This window comes from Shewanella sp. 10N.286.48.B5, from assembly GCF_002874355.2.
Taxonomy (GTDB): Bacteria; Pseudomonadota; Gammaproteobacteria; order Enterobacterales; family Shewanellaceae; genus Shewanella.
In genome coordinates this window covers 719,150-738,115 of the sequence record NZ_MCVG02000001.1, presented here as the reverse complement: position 1 = coordinate 738,115, position 18,966 = coordinate 719,150, and the positions used below count along the sequence as shown (strand labels likewise).

General features: G+C 42.4%; 16 protein-coding genes. 5 read left to right on the top strand and 11 right to left on the bottom strand.

Translation table 11 applies throughout. The features are described from left to right. Nucleotides 1–105 precede the first annotated feature (105 nt). On the bottom strand, nucleotides 106–444 hold the full coding sequence (locus tag BCU57_RS03185; protein WP_102437739.1) for a 4a-hydroxytetrahydrobiopterin dehydratase: 339 nt from the start codon (nucleotides 442–444) through the stop codon (nucleotides 106–108). Between the two features lie 82 nt (nucleotides 445–526). Next, nucleotides 527–1,330: a phenylalanine 4-monooxygenase gene (gene phhA / locus BCU57_RS03180; RefSeq protein ID WP_102437741.1), complete on the bottom strand. Its 804-nt coding sequence runs from the start codon at nucleotides 1,328–1,330 to the stop codon at nucleotides 527–529. 407 nt (nucleotides 1,331–1,737) lie between these two features. On the opposite strand from phhA, the gene galE reads away from it, so the two are divergent. The 3 genes from galE (at nucleotide 1,738) to BCU57_RS03165 (ending at nucleotide 3,990) form a co-directional block, all read left to right on the top strand. Further along, nucleotides 1,738–2,751 (top strand): UDP-glucose 4-epimerase GalE, encoded by a 1,014-nt coding sequence (galE, locus tag BCU57_RS03175; protein ID WP_102437743.1) that lies wholly within the window; start codon nucleotides 1,738–1,740, stop codon nucleotides 2,749–2,751. 119 nt (nucleotides 2,752–2,870) lie between these two features. Beyond that, entirely contained in the window at nucleotides 2,871–3,365 is a 495-nt protein-coding gene (gene napF, locus BCU57_RS03170) for a ferredoxin-type protein NapF (RefSeq protein ID WP_102437745.1), read from the top strand. Between the two features lie 196 nt (nucleotides 3,366–3,561). Continuing rightward, on the top strand, nucleotides 3,562–3,990 hold the full coding sequence (locus tag BCU57_RS03165; RefSeq protein ID WP_102437747.1) for a bactofilin family protein: 429 nt from the start codon (nucleotides 3,562–3,564) through the stop codon (nucleotides 3,988–3,990). Between the two features lie 170 nt (nucleotides 3,991–4,160). Here the strand turns inward: BCU57_RS03165 and BCU57_RS03160 are convergent, their stop codons facing one another. The 4 genes from BCU57_RS03160 to BCU57_RS03145 all read right to left on the bottom strand — a co-directional run bounded on the left by BCU57_RS03160 (nucleotide 4,161) and on the right by BCU57_RS03145 (nucleotide 9,254). After that, the gene (locus BCU57_RS03160; protein WP_102437749.1) at nucleotides 4,161–4,853 is read right to left on the bottom strand and encodes a DUF2982 domain-containing protein; all 693 of its coding nucleotides are present in this window, start codon (nucleotides 4,851–4,853) and stop codon (nucleotides 4,161–4,163) included. Continuing rightward, nucleotides 4,846–5,646, bottom strand: coding sequence for an ElyC/SanA/YdcF family protein (locus BCU57_RS03155; RefSeq protein WP_102437750.1), 801 nt, complete (start codon nucleotides 5,644–5,646; stop codon nucleotides 4,846–4,848). Before BCU57_RS03155 ends, BCU57_RS03160 begins: the two co-directional genes overlap by 8 nt. A 360-nt stretch (nucleotides 5,647–6,006) precedes the next feature. Continuing rightward, the gene (locus BCU57_RS03150) at nucleotides 6,007–7,242 is read right to left on the bottom strand and encodes a hypothetical protein (protein ID WP_102437752.1); all 1,236 of its coding nucleotides are present in this window, start codon (nucleotides 7,240–7,242) and stop codon (nucleotides 6,007–6,009) included. Nucleotides 7,243–8,975: 1,733 nt separating this feature from the next. Further along, nucleotides 8,976–9,254, bottom strand: a complete 279-nt coding sequence (locus tag BCU57_RS03145) for a hypothetical protein (protein ID WP_102439793.1) — start codon at nucleotides 9,252–9,254, stop codon at nucleotides 8,976–8,978. 192 nt (nucleotides 9,255–9,446) lie between these two features. Here BCU57_RS03145 and BCU57_RS03140 point away from each other — a divergent pair, with 192 nt between their 5' ends. Beyond that, entirely contained in the window at nucleotides 9,447–10,106 is a 660-nt protein-coding gene (locus BCU57_RS03140; RefSeq protein WP_102439792.1) for a class I SAM-dependent methyltransferase, read from the top strand. Between the two features lie 16 nt (nucleotides 10,107–10,122). Here BCU57_RS03140 and BCU57_RS03135 read toward each other — a convergent pair whose 3' ends face one another. Next, complete coding sequence (locus BCU57_RS03135) at nucleotides 10,123–10,602, bottom strand: GNAT family N-acetyltransferase (protein ID WP_157936449.1); 480 nt, start codon at nucleotides 10,600–10,602, stop codon at nucleotides 10,123–10,125. Nucleotides 10,603–10,859: 257 nt separating this feature from the next. Between BCU57_RS03135 and BCU57_RS03130 the strand changes: the two genes are divergently transcribed. Continuing rightward, on the top strand, nucleotides 10,860–11,714 hold the full coding sequence (locus tag BCU57_RS03130; RefSeq protein ID WP_102439790.1) for a PA4780 family RIO1-like protein kinase: 855 nt from the start codon (nucleotides 10,860–10,862) through the stop codon (nucleotides 11,712–11,714). Nucleotides 11,715–11,794: 80 nt separating this feature from the next. On the opposite strand, the gene mak is transcribed toward BCU57_RS03130, so the two are convergent. From mak to BCU57_RS03110, 4 genes are all read right to left on the bottom strand, one after another. Further along, the gene (gene mak / locus BCU57_RS03125) at nucleotides 11,795–12,700 is read right to left on the bottom strand and encodes a fructokinase (protein WP_102439789.1); all 906 of its coding nucleotides are present in this window, start codon (nucleotides 12,698–12,700) and stop codon (nucleotides 11,795–11,797) included. Nucleotides 12,701–12,827: 127 nt separating this feature from the next. Continuing rightward, on the bottom strand, nucleotides 12,828–13,613 hold the full coding sequence (gene cysQ / locus BCU57_RS03120; protein ID WP_102439796.1) for a 3'(2'),5'-bisphosphate nucleotidase CysQ: 786 nt from the start codon (nucleotides 13,611–13,613) through the stop codon (nucleotides 12,828–12,830). A gap of 338 nt (nucleotides 13,614–13,951) precedes the next feature. Continuing rightward, complete coding sequence (locus tag BCU57_RS03115; protein WP_102439788.1) at nucleotides 13,952–16,102, bottom strand: glycoside hydrolase family 16 protein; 2,151 nt, start codon at nucleotides 16,100–16,102, stop codon at nucleotides 13,952–13,954. Between the two features lie 171 nt (nucleotides 16,103–16,273). Continuing rightward, entirely contained in the window at nucleotides 16,274–18,934 is a 2,661-nt protein-coding gene (locus BCU57_RS03110; RefSeq protein WP_102439787.1) for a glycoside hydrolase family 3 protein, read from the bottom strand. Nucleotides 18,935–18,966 lie beyond the last annotated feature (32 nt).

The window sequence follows — 18,966 nt, the reverse complement described above, 5'->3', positions numbered from 1 at the left end:
AGGTTATCGGGCGCGTGGCAAGTGTTGTTTACAGCATAATTGTAACAGAGGACGTGCTAAAACAGGTTACGTTAACGTAACCTGCTGATATAATTAACTAAGATTTTAGTTAATTAACTGGTCGGTTTTCGCCGCCATAATGAAATCATTCTTATGAAGACCTTTAATGGAATGTGACCACCAAGTCACTGTCACTTTGCCCCATTCAGTTAAGATCCCCGGATGGTGAAAATCAGCTTCAGCAACATCAGCGAGTTTATTGGTGAATTCCATCGCCAGTTTGAAGTTTTTAAACTTAAAAACTCGCTCTAATTGATTAATACCATCACGGTTTTCAACGGTCCACTGGGGTACCATTTGACTAAATTCAACCAGCTCTTGCTCGGTTACTTTTGGGGCATCTATTTGGCAAGCCTCACATTTTAGTTCGGATAAATCTGACATAACAGCTCCTGTATTATCACACTAGTTTAATCTAGTGTTTATATTATTAATGTATAAATGAATGACTAGTTTTAACGAGTCCCTAAACGGCTATTGGGTTGGGTTTTGGGGCAAATTTAGCCGCAAACAAACCTAGCTGCCGTGCTTTAGCGACTTCAGCCATAATATCCATTCGAGTGATTTCATCTAAAAAGTCGATATTGTCGATAACGTAATAAATCGGCTGCATAATATCTATTCGATATGGGGTTCTCAGCACATCCAGTAGCTCAAAAGGCTTACGCTCCGGTTTATCACTTAATGCGTATAAGGTTTCACCTGGCGAGCTTAATATACCGCCACCATAGATATTAAGTTGATCATCTTTGGCTTTCATTAAACCAAACTCGACCGTAAACCAATATAATCTCGCTAAAAACACCCGTTCTTCTTTAGATGCCGCCAAACCTAATTGGCCATAAATATGCGAAAAATGTGCAAATGACGGATTGGTTAATAACGGGCAATGACCAAATATTTCATGAAAAATATCAGGTTCTTGTAGGTAGTCGAACTCTTCTTTTGAGCGAATAAAGGTCGCCACAGGAAACTGCTTATTGGCCAACAATTCAAAAAATTTACCGAATGAAATAAGTGCCGGCACTCCTGAAGTTTGCCAGCCTGTAGATGCAAGTAACACCTTATCGATTTCTTTTAATTGCGGTACCCGATTCGTGGGCATAGCTAAAGCATCAAGGCCATGCATATATGCCTCGCAAGCTCTGCCTGGCATATTGTTCACTTGGCGCTGATATAACTGATGCCAAATGTCATGTTCTTCATCAGTATATTGGATGTAACCCTGACTATCAGGGATCTTCGCGGTGTAATTTGTTACTTTGCTCATAAGTGCCACTTTACGTAAACTTCACTCCCTTCATAGTGTGCTAAGGATCACATTTTGTTAACTGCTTGGGGTTTTATTCTTCAGTGATTTGACAGTACAATTCGTAAACAAAACGCTACATTAGCAATTTCTACTAAACTTAACTTAATAAAATTAGTCATATAAACTGCCACCTTTAAATTACAAAGTGGCCAACAACTCATCTCCCGATTCTGTCTTAAGTCAATGGATAAAACTTTTAAGCTTTAAACAGGTTAAAGCTTGATACCTTTTTTAGTGAGCTTGATAACTTAAGTAGAATAAAATCCAAGCAATTAACTCGCTTTACTTTGGCGCTATAGTTAAACTTTTAAGTAGACTGTCATTTTTGCATTCAATTTTATGTCATCCACAGTTAAGGACATTTCATGGCAATTTTAGTCACTGGCGGAGCCGGATATATAGGAAGCCACACTGTAGTTGAACTGTTAAATGCTAATCAACAGGTTATCATTGTCGATAATTTATCCAACGCCAATGTCATCGCCTTATCTCGCATTGAACAAATTACCGGTAAAAGCTGCATTTTTTATCAAGGCAGTGTGCTAAATAAAGCGCTATTACATAAAATATTTACTGATCATGTCATTGAATCAGTAATTCATTTTGCTGGTTTAAAAGCGGAGGCTGATTCAGTGTGTAAGCCATTGCAGTATTATGAAACTAATGTCACCGGCACAATAATTTTGTGCCAAGTCATGGCGGAACATCAGGTGAAAAAGTTAGTTTTTAGCTCTTCAGCTACGGTATACGGCATCCCTGATGGCTTGCCTATTAAAGAAACCGATTCAACCGGAGCCACGAACCCTTATGGTCAGTCAAAGCTGATGGTGGAACAACTACTGGCTGACTTACATACTGCTGATAATCAATGGGATATCACTATTTTACGCTACTTCAACCCAGTTGGTGCTCACCCAAGCGGACTGATCGGTGAAGATCCTAGCGATATTCCGAATAATCTTATGCCTTATATATGCCAAGTGGCTGTGGGCAAGCTAAAAGAATTACAGGTGTTTGGTAATGATTATCTTACCCCTGACGGCACAGGTGTACGAGATTACATCCATGTGGTTGATTTAGCCCAAGGCCACCTAAAAGCATTAGCTAAGCTCAACAGTAATTCAGGCATTGCCACCTACAATTTAGGCACAGGCCGTGGGTACAGCGTTATCGAAATTATTAATACCTTTGAGCAAATAACCGGTAAAGCGATACCCTATTGCTTTAGTGCTCGTAGAGAGGGCGATCTTGCGGCATACTTTGCTGACGTGTCTCAGGCGAAAACGGCATTAGATTGGCACGCTGAGCTGTCCCTTGAAACCATGGTTGAATCTAGCTGGCATTGGCAATCTAAAAATCCTGACGGCTACCGAAGTTAAGGGGTTAGTTGACATAGTTTTTTGAGCCTATTTATTTAAGCCCTGTAGATATTTACTAGCTAACTTTAGTCTCATTAATGTTAGCCTTGTTATTGTTAGCCAAAAATAGTGGAAGAAGTATGAGTCAGTCAGTCAATCACAGCCGCAGAAACCTATTTCGCAGACGTAAAATTGATGCCCAAAGACCGCCTTGGGTTAAGTCTGATATTGAGTTCACTGACGAATGTACTCGCTGTAATGCCTGCATCGATGCCTGCGAAACTAAGGTAATCATTAAAGGTGATGGTGGTTTTCCTGAAATATCATTCACAAACGACGAGTGCACATTCTGTCAGCAATGCGCCACAGTATGCAAAGAGCCCATTTTTGATCTTTCTCAACTCACGCCTTGGAACATAAAAGCCGGCGTCAATGACAGCTGTTTAACCTATCAAGGCGTATGGTGTCAAAGCTGTAAAGATGCCTGCGATCCCGCAGCAATAAGCTTTAAGATGGCCATTGGCCAAGTACCCAAACCTATGATTGATCTTGAGGCTTGTACAGGCTGCGGCGCTTGTGTTGCCCCCTGCCCATCAGCTTCTATCAGTGTCATTGAGCTTAACGTTACGAGTTAATGCTGTTTTAGCTAAGCTGTATCAATAAACTGTGTCAATAAGTCTTGGTAGTCAAAAAAGTCTTAATAGTCAAAATTTAATTGTTTTTTTTGCGATTAATTGTCGCTATATTAAATGTTAAATACTAACAACAAAATAAATTTAACCGCATAATTATCCTGGTCATTGCGGTCAAAAATGCATAAAGAGAGCGAATATGTTTAGTAAAAAAAGTCCCACAAGTAACCTGAGTTTTATTGCCAATGATTGTGAATTAAGCGGTAATATCAAAGTTAACGGCGACGTACTTATTGCAGGGAAAGTTGATGGCGAAATTCGCGCTTCTGGTAACATAACGGTTGAAGCTACTGGGGTTGTCACCGGTGGTGTTGTTTGTGTGGAAGCGACGGTTTCTGGCTTAATGACAGGTAATATTAATTGCGAAAAACTCACCATTACCAATACCGGAACTTTTGATGGTGAAGTGTACAGTAAGCGTATGGAAATTTTAGATAACGGTCAGTTCCTTGGTTATCGAAAAGCTTACGATAAACAAAGCAAAGCATTAGAAAATAATGAAAAATTGGTTTCCACTGTTGAAACTGAAAAAGAAAAGCCTCAACTCACTGCAGCTGTATCGGCATAGTCAATTTCAGCGTTTGGCTTATCCTTCATGAATATTTAAAACGAATGCCAAACATCGACGTTTGGCATTCGTTCAATAAGTTATTATTTAATAATTAAACACATCTCTTTTTGTAAGCACTTTTAATTAGCGCTTTGGCTATAAGTTAGCAATATCTACAAATAATCGCTTTAGGGCTTAATAGATTGCTGCTGCCATTGCCGCAGTAAGCTGACAAACTCCGCTGGCGCTCTATCTAGGCTATCAATAGATAAATAAAGGTGAAACCCGAGTTGAGCATCTAAGGTTTGGCAGCGATGGCCAAACATGGCTAATACGCCACGATAACGCTCACCATTAACCACTAATGGGGTAAATTCAGCGCCGACATAGGTTTCAAGGCTTTGTAAGTCTTCATCTTGAGTCGCTGCTGTCATGAGTAACGGCCGCTGCTCAGTCAATAACCCGGTGGCTAACCTTGGGGAGATACAATCTAAAATCGGATTGATGTGTTTGAGTTTAATGCCAATATACGGCAGTTCAATTAACTCAAGATTTTGGGTCACCCGTGACACGTCAATACGCTGCACATTATCCCAAGCTACGTGCACTGTGCCGCGGCCATGATAATAATCAAATCCTGCTGCAGATAATTTAAAACTGGCTTTCGGCTGATTTATTTTGGCAACACCTAGTACCAGCCCTACACTGCCAACGGCAAAAAACACCATACCGACACCAAATAGGCTTTTGTTGTTGATAAATAATATCAAGCTGATAAATACCGCAATGCCACCAGCAATGGTTAAACTAATGCCGTTGCGCTTATTATGCGGCGCGATAAACAATGGCTCTGAGCGCTCATGTTGGCTGGGATCAGACATCAGTTAATAATCCTTTTATGGTTAGCCATAACATGCCCACATACTCGTGAATTGCACGCTGGGATATATACAGATTTTCAGCACTAAAGCGCCACCAATAACCCGGTGAGCTGATAAAATTAGTCGGCGCGGCGATGGGATTTAAATCAAGTGTGGTAAAAATCTTCATTGAGCGCGGCATATGGGTCGCAGAGGTAACCAATATAAAAGGCTTATTGGCAATTAACTCAGCCATAGATTTTGCTTCTTCAATGGTATCTAGCGCATCAGCAAACGTCACTATTTGGCTTGCTTGCACGCCCAGCTCAATCGCCGCTTGCTGCATAATTTCAGCATGGGGGGTTGGCGTTAAGCCGCCACTCCAACCACTGACCACCAACTGGCAACGATTATCTGCAAGTTTTAGCTGCCTTACGCCTTCTGATAATCTTGCTAATGCTGTCGATGATAACTGCTGCACCGCAGCTCGATTAGCATTTTCAGTGTGACCTGAACCCAGCACCATCACATAACAGGCTTGCTGCGCATTAGCGACAGTACCCGATTGATAAACGAGGGTTAACGGGGAGTTATTCACTGGATATTGGGACTCTAAACTGGCTGCCAGTCCTGCACTAAATTGCGAATTACTCAGTAACAGTAAAATAGCAAAAGCCGCAATTAAGGCGCTTTGCCCTATGGTTTTCAATCGCTGGGATTGGCTGCGGAACACAAATATCGCCAATAACAGCAGTAATAATGTCAGCGGAATAGGCATAACCAATTGAGATAAGATTTTTTTAAGCCAAAACATCGAGATACCCAGTTTTTAATGAAACGATATTTTAACTTGTCACAGCCAAGATTACTATTTGAAGAGTTAGCAAACTGCAATTAAGCCTGCGTGTTGGCTTAAGGGAATGTCGCCTTACATTAAAGTTTGAAACGTTTATCGACTTAAAACTGCATTAACTTGTAATCAGTAAGGCCGCAAAACACAATAAAGATTGAAATTTTTGCTTTACCGCATGACGCCACAGCGAACAATAAAGACAATAAAGACCGAAACTCACTTTTGGACAAAAATGCGTTAGAGCTTAAGCTCTGAAAATGATTATTGGATTAGCGAAGTATGCAAATCTACGATGCGGTAACGCATAAATCAGCGGCAGCTTTATGCTGTCCGCTGGATTTTCTTGTTATGCTTGACCAACTTATTTCGCTTAAGCGTCCTTAACAACCTAAATAACCTATATCTAGTTGTCGGGTGGAGAGAGTGCGACTCAACAACTTCTTCAGTATTGTTGAAGAGCGCTTTTGCAATGGCTCTTCCTGTCGATAGTAGTTCATATGCTTGATCATTGTTGATTGTATAGAAGATTCCTTCCTTATCCTCTTGACCTGAATACTCAGAGCCGAACTTTCTAGCGATTAATGCTTCTCGAAGACTATTTCTATCGTTTTTTAATTGAATTACACCGAACAAGGCCGGATTATATAGTGGCCATTCAGTGCCAATAGAATAAAGCCTCATGTACTTAATATGATTATCAATGAACTGAATATGTTCAGGGAAATTCTCGATATCACCTAAATGGAGTATTTCTTCCCCGAGAGCTCTTTTAAACAAGGTATCAATAGGATACTCAGTATTAAGGTCGCTTTCAGAAATTTGCTCTTCACCTGAAGCGCTCCATTTATTTTCATAATAGCTCATTCCTTTTGTCCGCTTCATCAAGAGGATTTCTCCATCACTCAACCTAATCGTAAAATGCAGGCAAAGACTTGACGGTATAAGGCTTTTCTCTGGAGATACGTGCCCGTATCTATCTGAAAGATTTTTATTTCTTTCCAACCAACTTTTAACTGTTTCAATAGTAAAAAAATCTGTCTCTTTTAATGTGAGTTTTAGGTGACTCGATTCTGAAGTTATAAAAGGTGTATTAACAAGGCAAAACTTTCTACCATTTGGTGGTTCCGCATCAATTAATCCACCGGCTCGATTGATTAAGTCTTCAGCGTCAAACTCCAGGTCCGTTTGCTCTATCTCAATATCTATCGGGTCCCAACCAACCTTATCAGGCCTTACAGCAGCATTTAAATTTGGGTGGCACACTATTTCAATTGCCTTGTCAGAAACCAATAAATTCATATTTGTCTTAGATGCCGCATTGATAGCACCATTAACCGGCATTGCCAGGCTTTTTGCCTCTTCATCAGTAATACTAATACTTCTTAGCTCTTTCCTGTTGTCCATATAAACAAAGATGAAGATTCCTGCAGCAAGCACAGCAAATGAGATAACCGCATATAACGGGAATATATTTGTTAAAGCACCCAACAACCACCCCGCAAGAAGTGTAAACCTAGAGTCCTTAACGGCTCTAAAAAAATATGATTGATTGCTCACTGATTACTCCTTTGAGCCTAACGATTTAGTTCACGAGCCGAAGGTCTCGTGTAACGGCTTGTTCTTTACTTTCGGAGAGAGAGGGTTATCGCTACTCAATCCGTGAGTTCATATTCCATGCCCTTGGGGCTTAATTGATGCCCCCTGCGGCGTGAGGGAAGCATCGCTGCTTTACTTGAAGTCAATTGCAGGTCTCTTTAAAAGCTTTGCTTTACGAGCCTTAGCAAGTGCCTTCAAGCTATCATACATAAATTAGGCGTTTCTTCCATCACGTTTGGCTCTATCTATTCCTTCGGTTAGACTTAAATATCACTTCTTTTTTGCTAAAAATCGTCTACCGCAGGTCAAGAACAGCTTATTCAATAGCAGCTCAATAATGTTCCAGGCTGCTCAATTCAAACTTCAAAGATACCATCGCTAAGTCCTTGTTGTAAATCGAATATTTTCGCGAATAGGTAAGTAATGCTCAAAATGCTGCCGGAAAAAGAATGCGTCTTTGTTTACGAGGTCTATACAACACTTTAAAAAATTTCGCAGTAGATTGATATGTATGGGTTTTCTCGAATGTTACAAAATTATCGATGCGTAAAAAGCTCATTTTACGCATCCTTTGGCGCCAAAATTATCTCAATTTGGAGAAAATCAGTTATACCTGTATAGGCAACCAGTCATTTGGACGACAAGTAAGGCGGTCATAATCGATTAGAAAAAGTAAGGTTATGCTGATTATCCCATTGCTAGCACCAACTCGTTTTGAGGCATGAACGTGTTACGGGCACCAAATTTATACTTCATTTTAATTGGCTCAGTTATGCTAGATCATCACTTCAATCTAATCCATTGCCTGCCGCAGGTGATGTATAGGATATACAAATGTCGCGATCACATGGTCAATGATGTTCCCGACATCATCATGACATTTCCCAAATCCCTATGGGTCAGATGTGAAAGAGCGACCTTTTGTGCAGATACAACTGCGAGACGCTGCACTCTTTATATAAATCAAAAGGTCCATGTAAGCTCTGCCAAAACATCCATGTTTTGGAAGCTCGCTGCTGCATCTACACCGGGATTATTATCTCTTCGATTTGACTTTATTAGTGGGAATAAAAAGGCTAAAAAGCAGAAAATCTATTTGCCTCCGACTCAATTTGAATTGAGGACTTTGAAGAAAATAGCGTGAGATTGGCATGGATGCCAATATAGCCTCAGTTAAGCCATGGATGGCGCATCTGAGGCGTTAGCATTTTCAAATATGACCGAAGAACACTACAAGCGAAGTCAAAAGCTGGATCAATCCCCGTTGAAAACATGCGATTTTCAGCATTTTTCGTTGGGGCCTGAGGGTTTGTTAAGGGCTTATTTTGTAAAATGTGAGCGCTTTCCCCCTTGACTCTGCTCTTTGCAAAAGAAGGGGCGAAGCGCCACGACGTTAATCCAAACAAAGTTTGGAAAGACTTAAAGAAAACTTGCGATTTATAACTCGTATAAGTGAAGCACCACGACTTTTTTGTTCAAACTGGCAAACTAGATTTGGGTCACTAAATCGTTAGAGAAGTTTGCCGTGGTGAGTTCTGCCAACTTAAACAACTCATGACGTTTCGAACTTTGTTGTCTTAGTTTCAATCTTTATTGTCTAGTTTCAGACTTTAATGTACATCGACAGGAAAATGAATAACACCAAGCGCGCTTAAGCAAATAAGTGCCTTAGTAAGGGTTTATCCGCTGTGTCTCTACTTCACCATACAATGTTGGTAAATGTTCTCCCATTGCAGGTAAGTGAGCTCAATACTCGCTTCACTGTCACAACAGTAAGCGTCACCCTTTGGGCACACCTTTTCAGTGATATCAGCTAATTGCTCAGTAACACAGCCAGATAAGTACTCGTTACTTAATACCATATTGTTAAGTTGTTGCCGCTGCACAAGGGGAATAGCTAATGAATCCTGCGGCGCAATAACGCAATCAGACGACGCTAAAAAGAGTAACGCGGCAGTGATGAGTCCTTTCATATTAACTCCAATATAATTAAATCAATTATACGATAGCCATTGTAGCCACTGCACAGCAAGGTTTTATTCGAATTAGTTGATTATATCCTTTGCGCTAATCGAAAATTACTATAGTGTGGTTATTCAATTGTTTCGTCATTTATATTTTTCTAGATATTTGGCTTAGCTTTAGCTACCCAACTAGGACAAATAATGACGACCCCTGTACGCGTTCGCTATCACACCATTGAAATTGGTGACAACGATATTCACTTATGTACCCTTCGAGATAAACAGCAATTTAGTGACGATAACAACACAGCTAAAGACTTAGGTATTTCTTCGGCGCTATGGCCCATTTTTGGGGTAGTCTGGCCTTCCAGTATGGTACTGGCAAATCACATGCTTGATTATCAAACTCAAGGTAAACGCATTTTAGAGATTGGTTGTGGTATCGGCCTTTCAAGCTTACTGTTAAACCAAAGAGCCGATGATATTACCGCCACCGATTATCACCCTGAGGTTGAAGGTTTTCTATTAAGAAATACCCAACTCAATAACGACAAATCGATAAACTTTGAACGAGTCGATTGGGCTGATGACAACAGTGATTTAGGTCAGTTCGATTTAATCATCGGCAGTGATTTATTGTACGAAGATGAGCATATTGCCTTGCTGGCTTACTTCATTCAAGCCCATGCCAAACGCCAATGTGAAATTGTTATTGTCGATCCCGGTCGTGGCCGAAAAAACAAACTCACCACCAAGATGGATGAATACGGCTTTAGCCATAATCATATCAAACCCATTCACACTGATTATTTAACACAACAATTCAAAGGCCATATTTTGCGCTTTTCAAGAGAGAGCTAGTGCAGTTAAATTTCGCTTAGCAGTCTAGTATATACTCATAAAAAATCACGCTCTGCTCTGTAATGGCTTGCTGGGTAAAGCCCAGCTTTAAAAGTAATTTAGCTGATGCTTGGTTACTTTTGTCTACCCCAGCGATTAATTTACGCCATTGAAGTTGATCCCGGGAAAATTCAATCACTCCTGTGAGTAACTCGCTTCCATAGCCTTTTTTCCAATAATGCTCACCCAGTAAATAACCGATATGGGCTGTTTCTTCATCAGCAAGATACATAAAGACTAATCCCATCATTAAGCCTGTATCAGTCGCATCAACCCGACATAAACGGCTTTGTGCTAGCATTTCATCAAGCCAGTACTCGGCGGCTGGTAGTGAGTTTAGCTGCTGAAAATTAGCAGGAAGATGATTAACCACTGCAGGTGTCAACAACGCCATAAGCTGTATCAAGAGTGCGGATAACTGCGATGTTAACTCTGATGCAGACTCTGACGATGTCATATCAGAAGATATTTCCCTTATTAGCAGCCTCGCTGTTTGCAAATTTATCTTCACCTGATGGCTCCTATTTATGGCCATTAACAAAGCAAACCCCATTAATAATACGGAGTAACTGCAGGCTATCTTATCATTTAGCGCTATTAAAATTTGCTTTGGTTAGTACCAAAGTGACATCTAGCCATCATTAAGCTGCAATAATATGGCATTAACTCAGCCAATCACTACCATCCTCAGCCTAAGTAAGGTATAACGGCGCCATGAAAACTCCTAAACGTATACAACCACTGGTTGATGATGGCCTTATTGACGAAGTCGTAAGCCAATTAATGAGCGGTAAAGAAGCCACCGTTTATATGGTTCGCTGTGGAAATGAAATCCGCTGCGCCAAAGTGTATAAAGAAGCCATTAAACGGAGCTTCAAAAAAGCAGCGCAATATCAAGAAGGTAGAAAAAGTCGCAATAGCCGTCGCAGCCGTGCAATGGAAAAAGGTTCCAGCTACGGCCGTGAGCAGCAAGAAAATGCCTGGCAAAATGCCGAAGTAGATGCCTTGTATAAATGTGCTGACGCCAATATTCGAGTGCCTGTCCCCTATGGCTGCTTTGAAGGTGTGCTGATAATGGAACTGATCACTGATGGTCAAGGTGATGTGGCCCCGCGTTTAAATGATATTGTGTTAAGCGCAGAACAAGCGTTACAAGATCACGCCACCATGATGGGGTATGTCACTCGTATGTTGTGTGCCGGCATCGTCCATGGTGACTTATCGGAATTTAACGTACTGCAAGATGACCATGGACCTGTGATTATCGATCTGCCCCAAGCCGTCGATGCTTCAGCCAATAATAATGCCAAGGTCATGCTAGAACGTGACGTTAACAATATGACCCGCTATTACTCGCAGTTTGCACCTGAGCTTGCTTTAACAAAGTATGCCAAGGAAATGTGGAGCTTATATGAGAAAGGCGACTTACTGCCTGATACCAAGCTTAGCGGTGAATTTGAAGAGGATACCAGCGCTGCTGATGTCAATTCAGTGCTAGAAGAAATTCAAGCAGCCTTTGAAGAAGAACTAGAGCGCCGCGAACGCATTAGTGAGCCTGAAGAGCTTTAACGCCCTCACACTTAATTTCGACTGTAAATAAAAACGGCGCTGATAGCGCCGTTTTAATACTCAAGAGTTAACTCATCGACCTAGTGGTCGTTTTTACCCCACAGCCATGCTGCACCACGCACCCCAGATGATGCGCCATATTCGTTTTTAACCACTAAGGTGTCGCACTCGCGGCCAACCACATACTTAGGTAATACTTTTGGCAATTCAGTGTATATCGCATCAATATTAGATACGCCGCCACCTAATACAATCACATCAGGGTCGAGCATATTAATCAGGTGTGCCAATGAGCGTGCTAAACGATCGATAAAGCGCACAAATGCTTGGGTCGCTAACGGATGACCATCAGCCATCATTTGCGAAATTTGAATGCCACTGTCAGCTTCACCACCAGCACGGCGGAAATCACGAACAAAGCCAGTGCCTGAAATAAAGGTCTCGATGCAATCTTTGTTGCCACAAAAACACGATGTAGAATTAAATTCGTCCGAAGTCATCCACGGCAAAGGATTATGACCCCATTCACCACCAATGCCATTACCGCCGCCATGAACTTTACCATTTATCGCTAAACCGCCACCGCAGCCTGTACCAATAATCACCCCAAAGACCACATCTTTGCCTGCGGCTGCGCCATCAACAGCTTCAGATACCGCAAAACAGTTAGCATCGTTTGCTACCCGCACTTCTCTATCAAGACGAGCGCTTAAATCTTTATCAAGTGGGTGACCATTAATCCAAGTTGAATTCGAATTTTTAACCAAACCCGTTAACGGTGATACCACCCCTGGGATCCCCACACCCACACTGCCAGTTTGCTGAGTTTCGGCTTCAGCATCATTAACTAAGCCTACTATGGCATCAAGGGTTTCAGGGTAGTTTTTAGGTGTTGGAATACGTTTACGAAATAGCTCTGAACTATCTTCGGCTAGCGCCACCACTTCAATCTTTGTCCCGCCAAGGTCAATACCCATGCGCATCATAGTAACTCTCTCCATATCGTTAGAATCTGTTATTCACCAAAATGAGTGTGCCGCAATAGCTATTATTGAGCTGATAAAAGGCTAACGGTTTCAAGTTAGACACTTTTGCAATGACTCGTTTATATAGCTACCTTGCAAACCATGCTGGTGACGCCGCAATAAAATACGGATTTAAAATATTTTCTTTTTGGTTGTAATCAAGGGACGTTAATTCAGGATAACGCACTACCTGACCACCAGCGCCTTCAACGACAGCTTGCGCTGCAGCGGTATCCCACTCACTGGTTAGCCCCAGTCTTGGATACACATCAGCAATGCCTTCTGCCACCATACAAAACTTTAATGAGCTACCAACACTTTGCATTTGGTGCTCGCCCACATCCTTAAGGAACTCTTCAAGCCCAGGGCTGATATGGGAGCGACTGCCCACCACCACAGGTACAGGGCTGACTGTTTGTTGGCTAATATCTAACTGTTGCTGCTGCCCTTGATACTCAAGCCATGCGCCTTGACCCACAATGGCAGAATAACATTTGTGTAATACCGGCGCGTATACCACTCCTACCATAGCGCGGCCTTGATGAACTAAGGCAATATTGACGGTAAACTCACCGTTGCGCTTAATAAACTCTTTGGTGCCATCTAGTGGGTCAATTAACCAATAAGTTTGCCATTCTTTACGTTCTGACCAAGGGATATCAGCGGCTTCTTCGCTCATGATCTTAATGTCAGCAAATTGCTGAGCTAATGCGTTAACAATCACATTATGACTGGCAATATCCGCAGCGGTCACTGGGCTATCATCTTGTTTTTGCGTTACTTGCAAGTCGGTGTCTGAATACACTTGCATAATTGCATCACCAGCCAATTTGGCAATCTCAACCACTTTAGTGAGATGCTGCTGGGTAAACAGCGGTTTCGTAAATGGCTGCTGCGCATCATCTTGCTCTGAAAAACTAAATACCTTCAAGGTTCATCCTTATGAATACGTTAACCTGTGGTTAACTCAAATCACTTAGCGCTATTATGCCAGTTGCTCGCAAGATGATTTATAACTATTTAGTTTGTCTTAGAAATAACAATGTTAGTTAACTTTTCACTAGCATAAATATCAAGGTAGCTCTGCCACGCCTCTGAGTTAATTTTTGCTACTAATATGCAACATCGTTTACAGATAGTAAGCCAAGTGCCCCTTGCATAAAAGGCACAATGGCTTAGCTGCATTCGTATTCAAACTGATTTAAAACAATGTTATTTAGTTAGCTGCACATTATCTACTTGCATAACCACCCCATTTTGATTGCCCCAAGCCGGAAAAATCACTAATGGGGTATCAACTTGGGTTAAATCTAAACTTGAGCCAGCATGGCTAACAAGGTCTGCAAGCGCTAACTTATAATGGGTCCAAGTGGCAATATCGGGCGTAGTAATGGCAAAGTCACCAGAGCTACAGGGATGGCCACAATCGACCTTGATATTAAAGTCGCGCTGGCTTCGAGGATCTGTCAGCACATTGACATCAAACTCAACAAAACTAAATTGGCTAACATCTTGACCTAATCCGGTGCTTTGGTAATAAACCACGGCTTCATCGGTATTAAAACTAAATTGAGTTACAGCGCCATAATCACCACCAGCATCAACTTGAGCGATATCGACTAAACCATTAGCGGCGTAATGTCCTATGCTATATGGCGGTTTTACTTCATCATCATAAACAACCAGTTCATCAACTTCAGTAAGTTGGTATTCATAGCGCACATTATCAATTTGCAGGCTGATGTTACCTAATGCTTCAATCACAAACGGATTCACTACCGCAGCTAAGTCAGCCACGCTACCTGGCGAAAACCGATTGCCATTGGCGACTAATTCTGCGATAGATATTTTTACTTCAGTCCAAGTATTAAGCTCGGGCAGAGTGACGTTAATATCACTGACATTAGGCCAACCACTGTCAATTTTAACCAGCAGCTCGACATTATCGTCGATAGATAACAGGTTAATATCAAAGACTAAATAGCCATTATTGGCCCAGTGAGACAAATCGGCTGTGGGAGGGTAAGAGAAATAAGCATTACCCGTCGCGCCCACTTTATCCATTTGCAGCACCTCACCGCGACCTTCTACTGTCAGCGTCTGCAAGGTAATACTGCCATCGGGGTTATAGCCATCAAGCGCTAACCCTTGGGCTAGTGCATCGTCAAACATGATAAATTCTGGTCCTGCGCCAATGTCAGTGCTGGGGGTCGTGATCGCTGGCGGCTGATGGCCTTCTACCACTGCTGCGGCCTCATCAATAGTGGCACAACCACTGCCTGTTGTTGGCGCGACACTGCATTCATACACGCGCACATAATCCACCTCCATGGTTTGTGGAAATACCGACTCATCCACCCCAGTGTTGTTGACATTACCCGCCCAAGTACCGCCAACGGCAAAATTGAGGATCATGTGAAACGCTTGATTGTAAGGTGCATCTTCAGGGGCTTGTTGTAAAATCCCCTCAGCATCAGTGTATTGACTGTACCAACCCGTTGAGCGCTGAGTGGCAAAATGCACATCATCTACATACCAGCGAATTTCATCTTGCTCCCATTCAAGGGCATAAACATGAAAATCATCGGCAGGATTTGCGCCGTGTGGCAAACTGTACTCTGCGCCAGAATAGACATTGCCAGGCCAAGCTTTACCATAATGCAAAGTGCCATGAACCCGGCTTTCAGGTGTCTGGGACTCATCGCCATTGGTGATCACTTTCAGATTAACCGCTTCCATAATATCGATTTCGCCAGAGCCTGCCCAAGGACCATAAACCCAGTCAGTGGGCAACATCCAAATGGCCGGCCAAGTGCCCTGACCTTGTGGCATTTTGGCTTTAATTTCAAAGCGGCCATATTTCCAATCGCCTTTATGGGTCGAATCTAAACGCGCCGAAGTGTAAGGCTGCTGTTTTGAAGTGTCATTGGCATCGTAATTAGGATCGCCCAATGCTACTGCAGGGCCATTAAAATCTTCCCGCAGAGCGGTAATCACTAACTTACCATCAACCACTTGGCTGTTATCAGCGCGCTGGGTATAACATTGTAATTCTTCGTTGCCGCCGCCATAACAGTTATGGGCTAAATTCCATTTAGTGGCATCAATCTCAGCGCCGTCAAATTCGTCACTCCACACCAATGACCAGCTTGCGTTTTCTTGCCCTGAACCCGTGTCTGAATCAGAGTCTGAGCCAGAGTCTACTGGCGCTTGCTCTGATTCAACTTCAGGCTCAGTTTCAGTCTCATTATCTGAGCCACATCCTATTAGCAGCAGCGCAGTTAAACTCACCGCGCTAATGACTTTAGCGGATGAAAAAGCCTGGCTTAGAGCCAAATTTAACGGTAATTTTCTATTGAACATTCTTGATTCCCCAATCGCAAAATATCTAAAAAATTCCAGCAAAATGCCCTACAAACTCAATTGTAAGCTCAACGTCATTGGTGGATTAACATGCCCGCTAAGAGGATCTTAGCGGGCAACTCATTCAGGTTTGATAAATACTTAAACCAGAATGCCTAGTGCCGCTAACGATTACTGCTCGTTAGTGGCACATGAAATAGTGGCTTGTTCAGCGCCATTTGGCACTATAACTAAATCACTAAAACTCACTTCTGCTGCGCCTACCGTTGAAAGGTAAAACGGCGTATTGATTTTGCCAAAGTCCAGTTGCTGCTCTTTAAAACATTGCAAATCAACACTGATGGTTTGCCATGTATCAATGGCGACGCTATTAAGCTGCTCGGTAATATCAACATCAGCGCGGCAATCTCTATCGCATGCCATACCCAGTAATAATGGCTGCTCAAGTTTTTTAGCAGTTTTAATCATTACGCTCAGGGCGGCATTGCTATTCGAGTAAGCTCGTAAGTCCCGCGGGAAGTTACTAATTAACCCCACAAAGCCTAATCCTGAGCCGTTAAAGCTAATTAAGCGGGCATCTTCTTGAACTTGCTTATCAAAGGTGCGCAGCGTAACCACATCATTAGACTGAATACTACTACTGACTGTATCCATTGACGTTTCTGTGCCTATCATCAAGCGCCAAGGTGCTTTTACAGCACGTTCAAATAATGGTAATGCTTCAAGCTTATCATCGGTAGCAAAGTTATCTTCAGATAAGGTGTTAGCGACCACATTACTCGGAACCTCAGTGTTGATGTCAGCGCCATAATGCAAGCCATAGCCATAGCCAAATAAAGGCGCGTAGTCTTTATCAAACACATTCACTTTGGTTTGTTGCGGGCGAGTCGGCCAAGAGAAAGACAATTTACCTGCAAAGTTTTCATTAACCTCGCCATTAGCTTGGCTCAATAACACTTGAGCCACCCCGTCACCTTCAGTACCAGGAAGCCAAGCAGCCACAAATGCATCAGATGCATTTAACTCAGCATTGACCCACATAGGACGGCCACTGATAAACACTGCTACCACAGGAATACCTTGGGCTTTAAGCGACTTTAGTAAAGCTAAATCACGTTTATCACCACGCTGATATTCAAGGTTATCAATATCACCATTGCCTTCGGCATAAGGCTCTTCACCAAATACCACAATCGCTACATCGGGCTTATTCGCAGCCTCAAATGCACCATCAACGCTTAACCAAGTTTGACCACCTGCAGCTTTAACCGTTTGCTCAATACCAGCATAAATTGAAGTTGCACCAGGAAAGTCTTCATTTAAGTTATCAGTACCCTGCCAAGTAATACTCCAGCCACCCGATTGCTTACCGATGTTATCTGCAGCATCACCTGCCACTAAGATTTTGGCACTAGGCGAAATAGGTAAAATGTTATTATTGTTTTTCAGCAACACTAACGATTCTCGTACAGCTTGTCTGGCAACGTCGCGATGCTCTTTGGCACCAATTAACTCAGTTTTACCTGAAATGGCACGATTAGCAGGGCTTGGTTTTTCAAATAACCCAGCGCGGATTTTTACCCGTAAAATACGGCGCACCGCATCATCGATACGAGATTGCGCAATCACACCGTTTTTGACTTGGGCAATGGTATTTTCATACAAAGGCTTCCAAGCACTGGTTGGCACCATGTACACATCTAAACCAGCATTGACGGCCTGTGCGCAAGACTCATTGGTGCAACCTGCCACTTGTCCGTGACCATTCCAGTCACCAACCACAAAACCATCAAAGCCCATTTTGTCTTTTAATACATCGTTTAATAGATATTTATCGCCATGAATTTTACTGCCATGCCAGCTATTAAAAGATGCCATAACCGTTTGTGCACCTGCAGTTAAGCCGCCCACATAACCTTGGGCATGAATATCAAATAATTCCTGCTCAGTCGCTAGGTTATCGCCTTGATCGATACCTTTTTCAGTGCCGCCATCGCCAAGGAAATGCTTTACGGTTGAAATAACATGCTGGTCTGATAAAAAGTCTTCGCCAACGGCGCCCTGCAGGCCTTCAACAATTGAATGAGAGTATGACTTCACGATTTGTGGGTCTTCAGAATAACCTTCATAAGTTCGGCCCCAGCGGTCATCCCTGACAACCGCGACTGTCGGCGCAAATACCCAATCAATGCCCGTTACCATGACTTCTTTAGCGGTAATAGCAGCAATTTGCTTAATTAACTGAGGATTATTGGCTGCGCCTAAACCGATATTGTGCGGGAATAAAGTCGCGCCAATCACATTGTTATGGCCATGGACTGCATCTGTGCCCCACATAGTAGGTATCGCAATACCATCTACACTGTCATCCATCGAGGCTTGATACATTTTTTCAGCAAGTTCAATCCAGTCTGATGGCGTGGCATGTTTATCATCATTTGGATAAGCACCGCCGCCATTTAAATAAGAGCCGAAACCGTATTTACGCATATCTTCCACAGTAATGTCGCGAATTTCAGGCTGGATCATTTGCGCGACTTTTTGCTCTAAGGTCATGGTCGCCATCAGCTTATCGATACGCGTTTCAAGGACAACATCTTTAGCAAATGGAATAGCAAGTGTTGGCCAAATATCAATATTGGTTGCCGCTGTTGCTTTTATGATAGAAGCTTGTGCCACAGTTTCCGCTGCGCTAGTAACTTCGCTACTAGACTCTGTCGTTACGGGTTTGACTTCATCTTGACCACACGCACTTAAGCCAACCAACACCGTCAAAACCTGCGCGGGCAGCGTTAATCGCTTAAATGTATTCATTGAGTTTACTGTTCTCATAATCACGCCTTTTAAAATCGTTTTTTATGTAA

What these genes read in the sequence shown, in the direction of transcription:
- BCU57_RS03145 (WP_102439793.1), bottom strand. Translation starts at nt 9,254, where the DNA reads ATGAAAGGACTCATCACTGCCGCGTTACTCTTTTTAGCGTCGTCTGAT.
- BCU57_RS03130 (WP_102439790.1), top strand. Translation starts at nt 10,860, where the DNA reads ATGAAAACTCCTAAACGTATACAACCACTGGTTGATGATGGCCTTATT.
- BCU57_RS03135 (WP_157936449.1), bottom strand. Translation starts at nt 10,602, where the DNA reads ATGACATCGTCAGAGTCTGCATCAGAGTTAACATCGCAGTTATCCGCA.
- BCU57_RS03115 (WP_102439788.1), bottom strand. Translation starts at nt 16,102, where the DNA reads ATGTTCAATAGAAAATTACCGTTAAATTTGGCTCTAAGCCAGGCTTTT.
- BCU57_RS03165 (WP_102437747.1), top strand. Translation starts at nt 3,562, where the DNA reads ATGTTTAGTAAAAAAAGTCCCACAAGTAACCTGAGTTTTATTGCCAAT.
- BCU57_RS03155 (WP_102437750.1), bottom strand. Translation starts at nt 5,646, where the DNA reads ATGTTTTGGCTTAAAAAAATCTTATCTCAATTGGTTATGCCTATTCCG.
- mak (WP_102439789.1), bottom strand. Translation starts at nt 12,700, where the DNA reads ATGATGCGCATGGGTATTGACCTTGGCGGGACAAAGATTGAAGTGGTG.
- BCU57_RS03110 (WP_102439787.1), bottom strand. Translation starts at nt 18,934, where the DNA reads ATGAGAACAGTAAACTCAATGAATACATTTAAGCGATTAACGCTGCCC.
- napF (WP_102437745.1), top strand. Translation starts at nt 2,871, where the DNA reads ATGAGTCAGTCAGTCAATCACAGCCGCAGAAACCTATTTCGCAGACGT.
- BCU57_RS03160 (WP_102437749.1), bottom strand. Translation starts at nt 4,853, where the DNA reads ATGTCTGATCCCAGCCAACATGAGCGCTCAGAGCCATTGTTTATCGCG.
- BCU57_RS03185 (WP_102437739.1), bottom strand. Translation starts at nt 444, where the DNA reads ATGTCAGATTTATCCGAACTAAAATGTGAGGCTTGCCAAATAGATGCC.
- phhA (WP_102437741.1), bottom strand. Translation starts at nt 1,330, where the DNA reads ATGAGCAAAGTAACAAATTACACCGCGAAGATCCCTGATAGTCAGGGT.
- BCU57_RS03140 (WP_102439792.1), top strand. Translation starts at nt 9,447, where the DNA reads ATGACGACCCCTGTACGCGTTCGCTATCACACCATTGAAATTGGTGAC.
- galE (WP_102437743.1), top strand. Translation starts at nt 1,738, where the DNA reads ATGGCAATTTTAGTCACTGGCGGAGCCGGATATATAGGAAGCCACACT.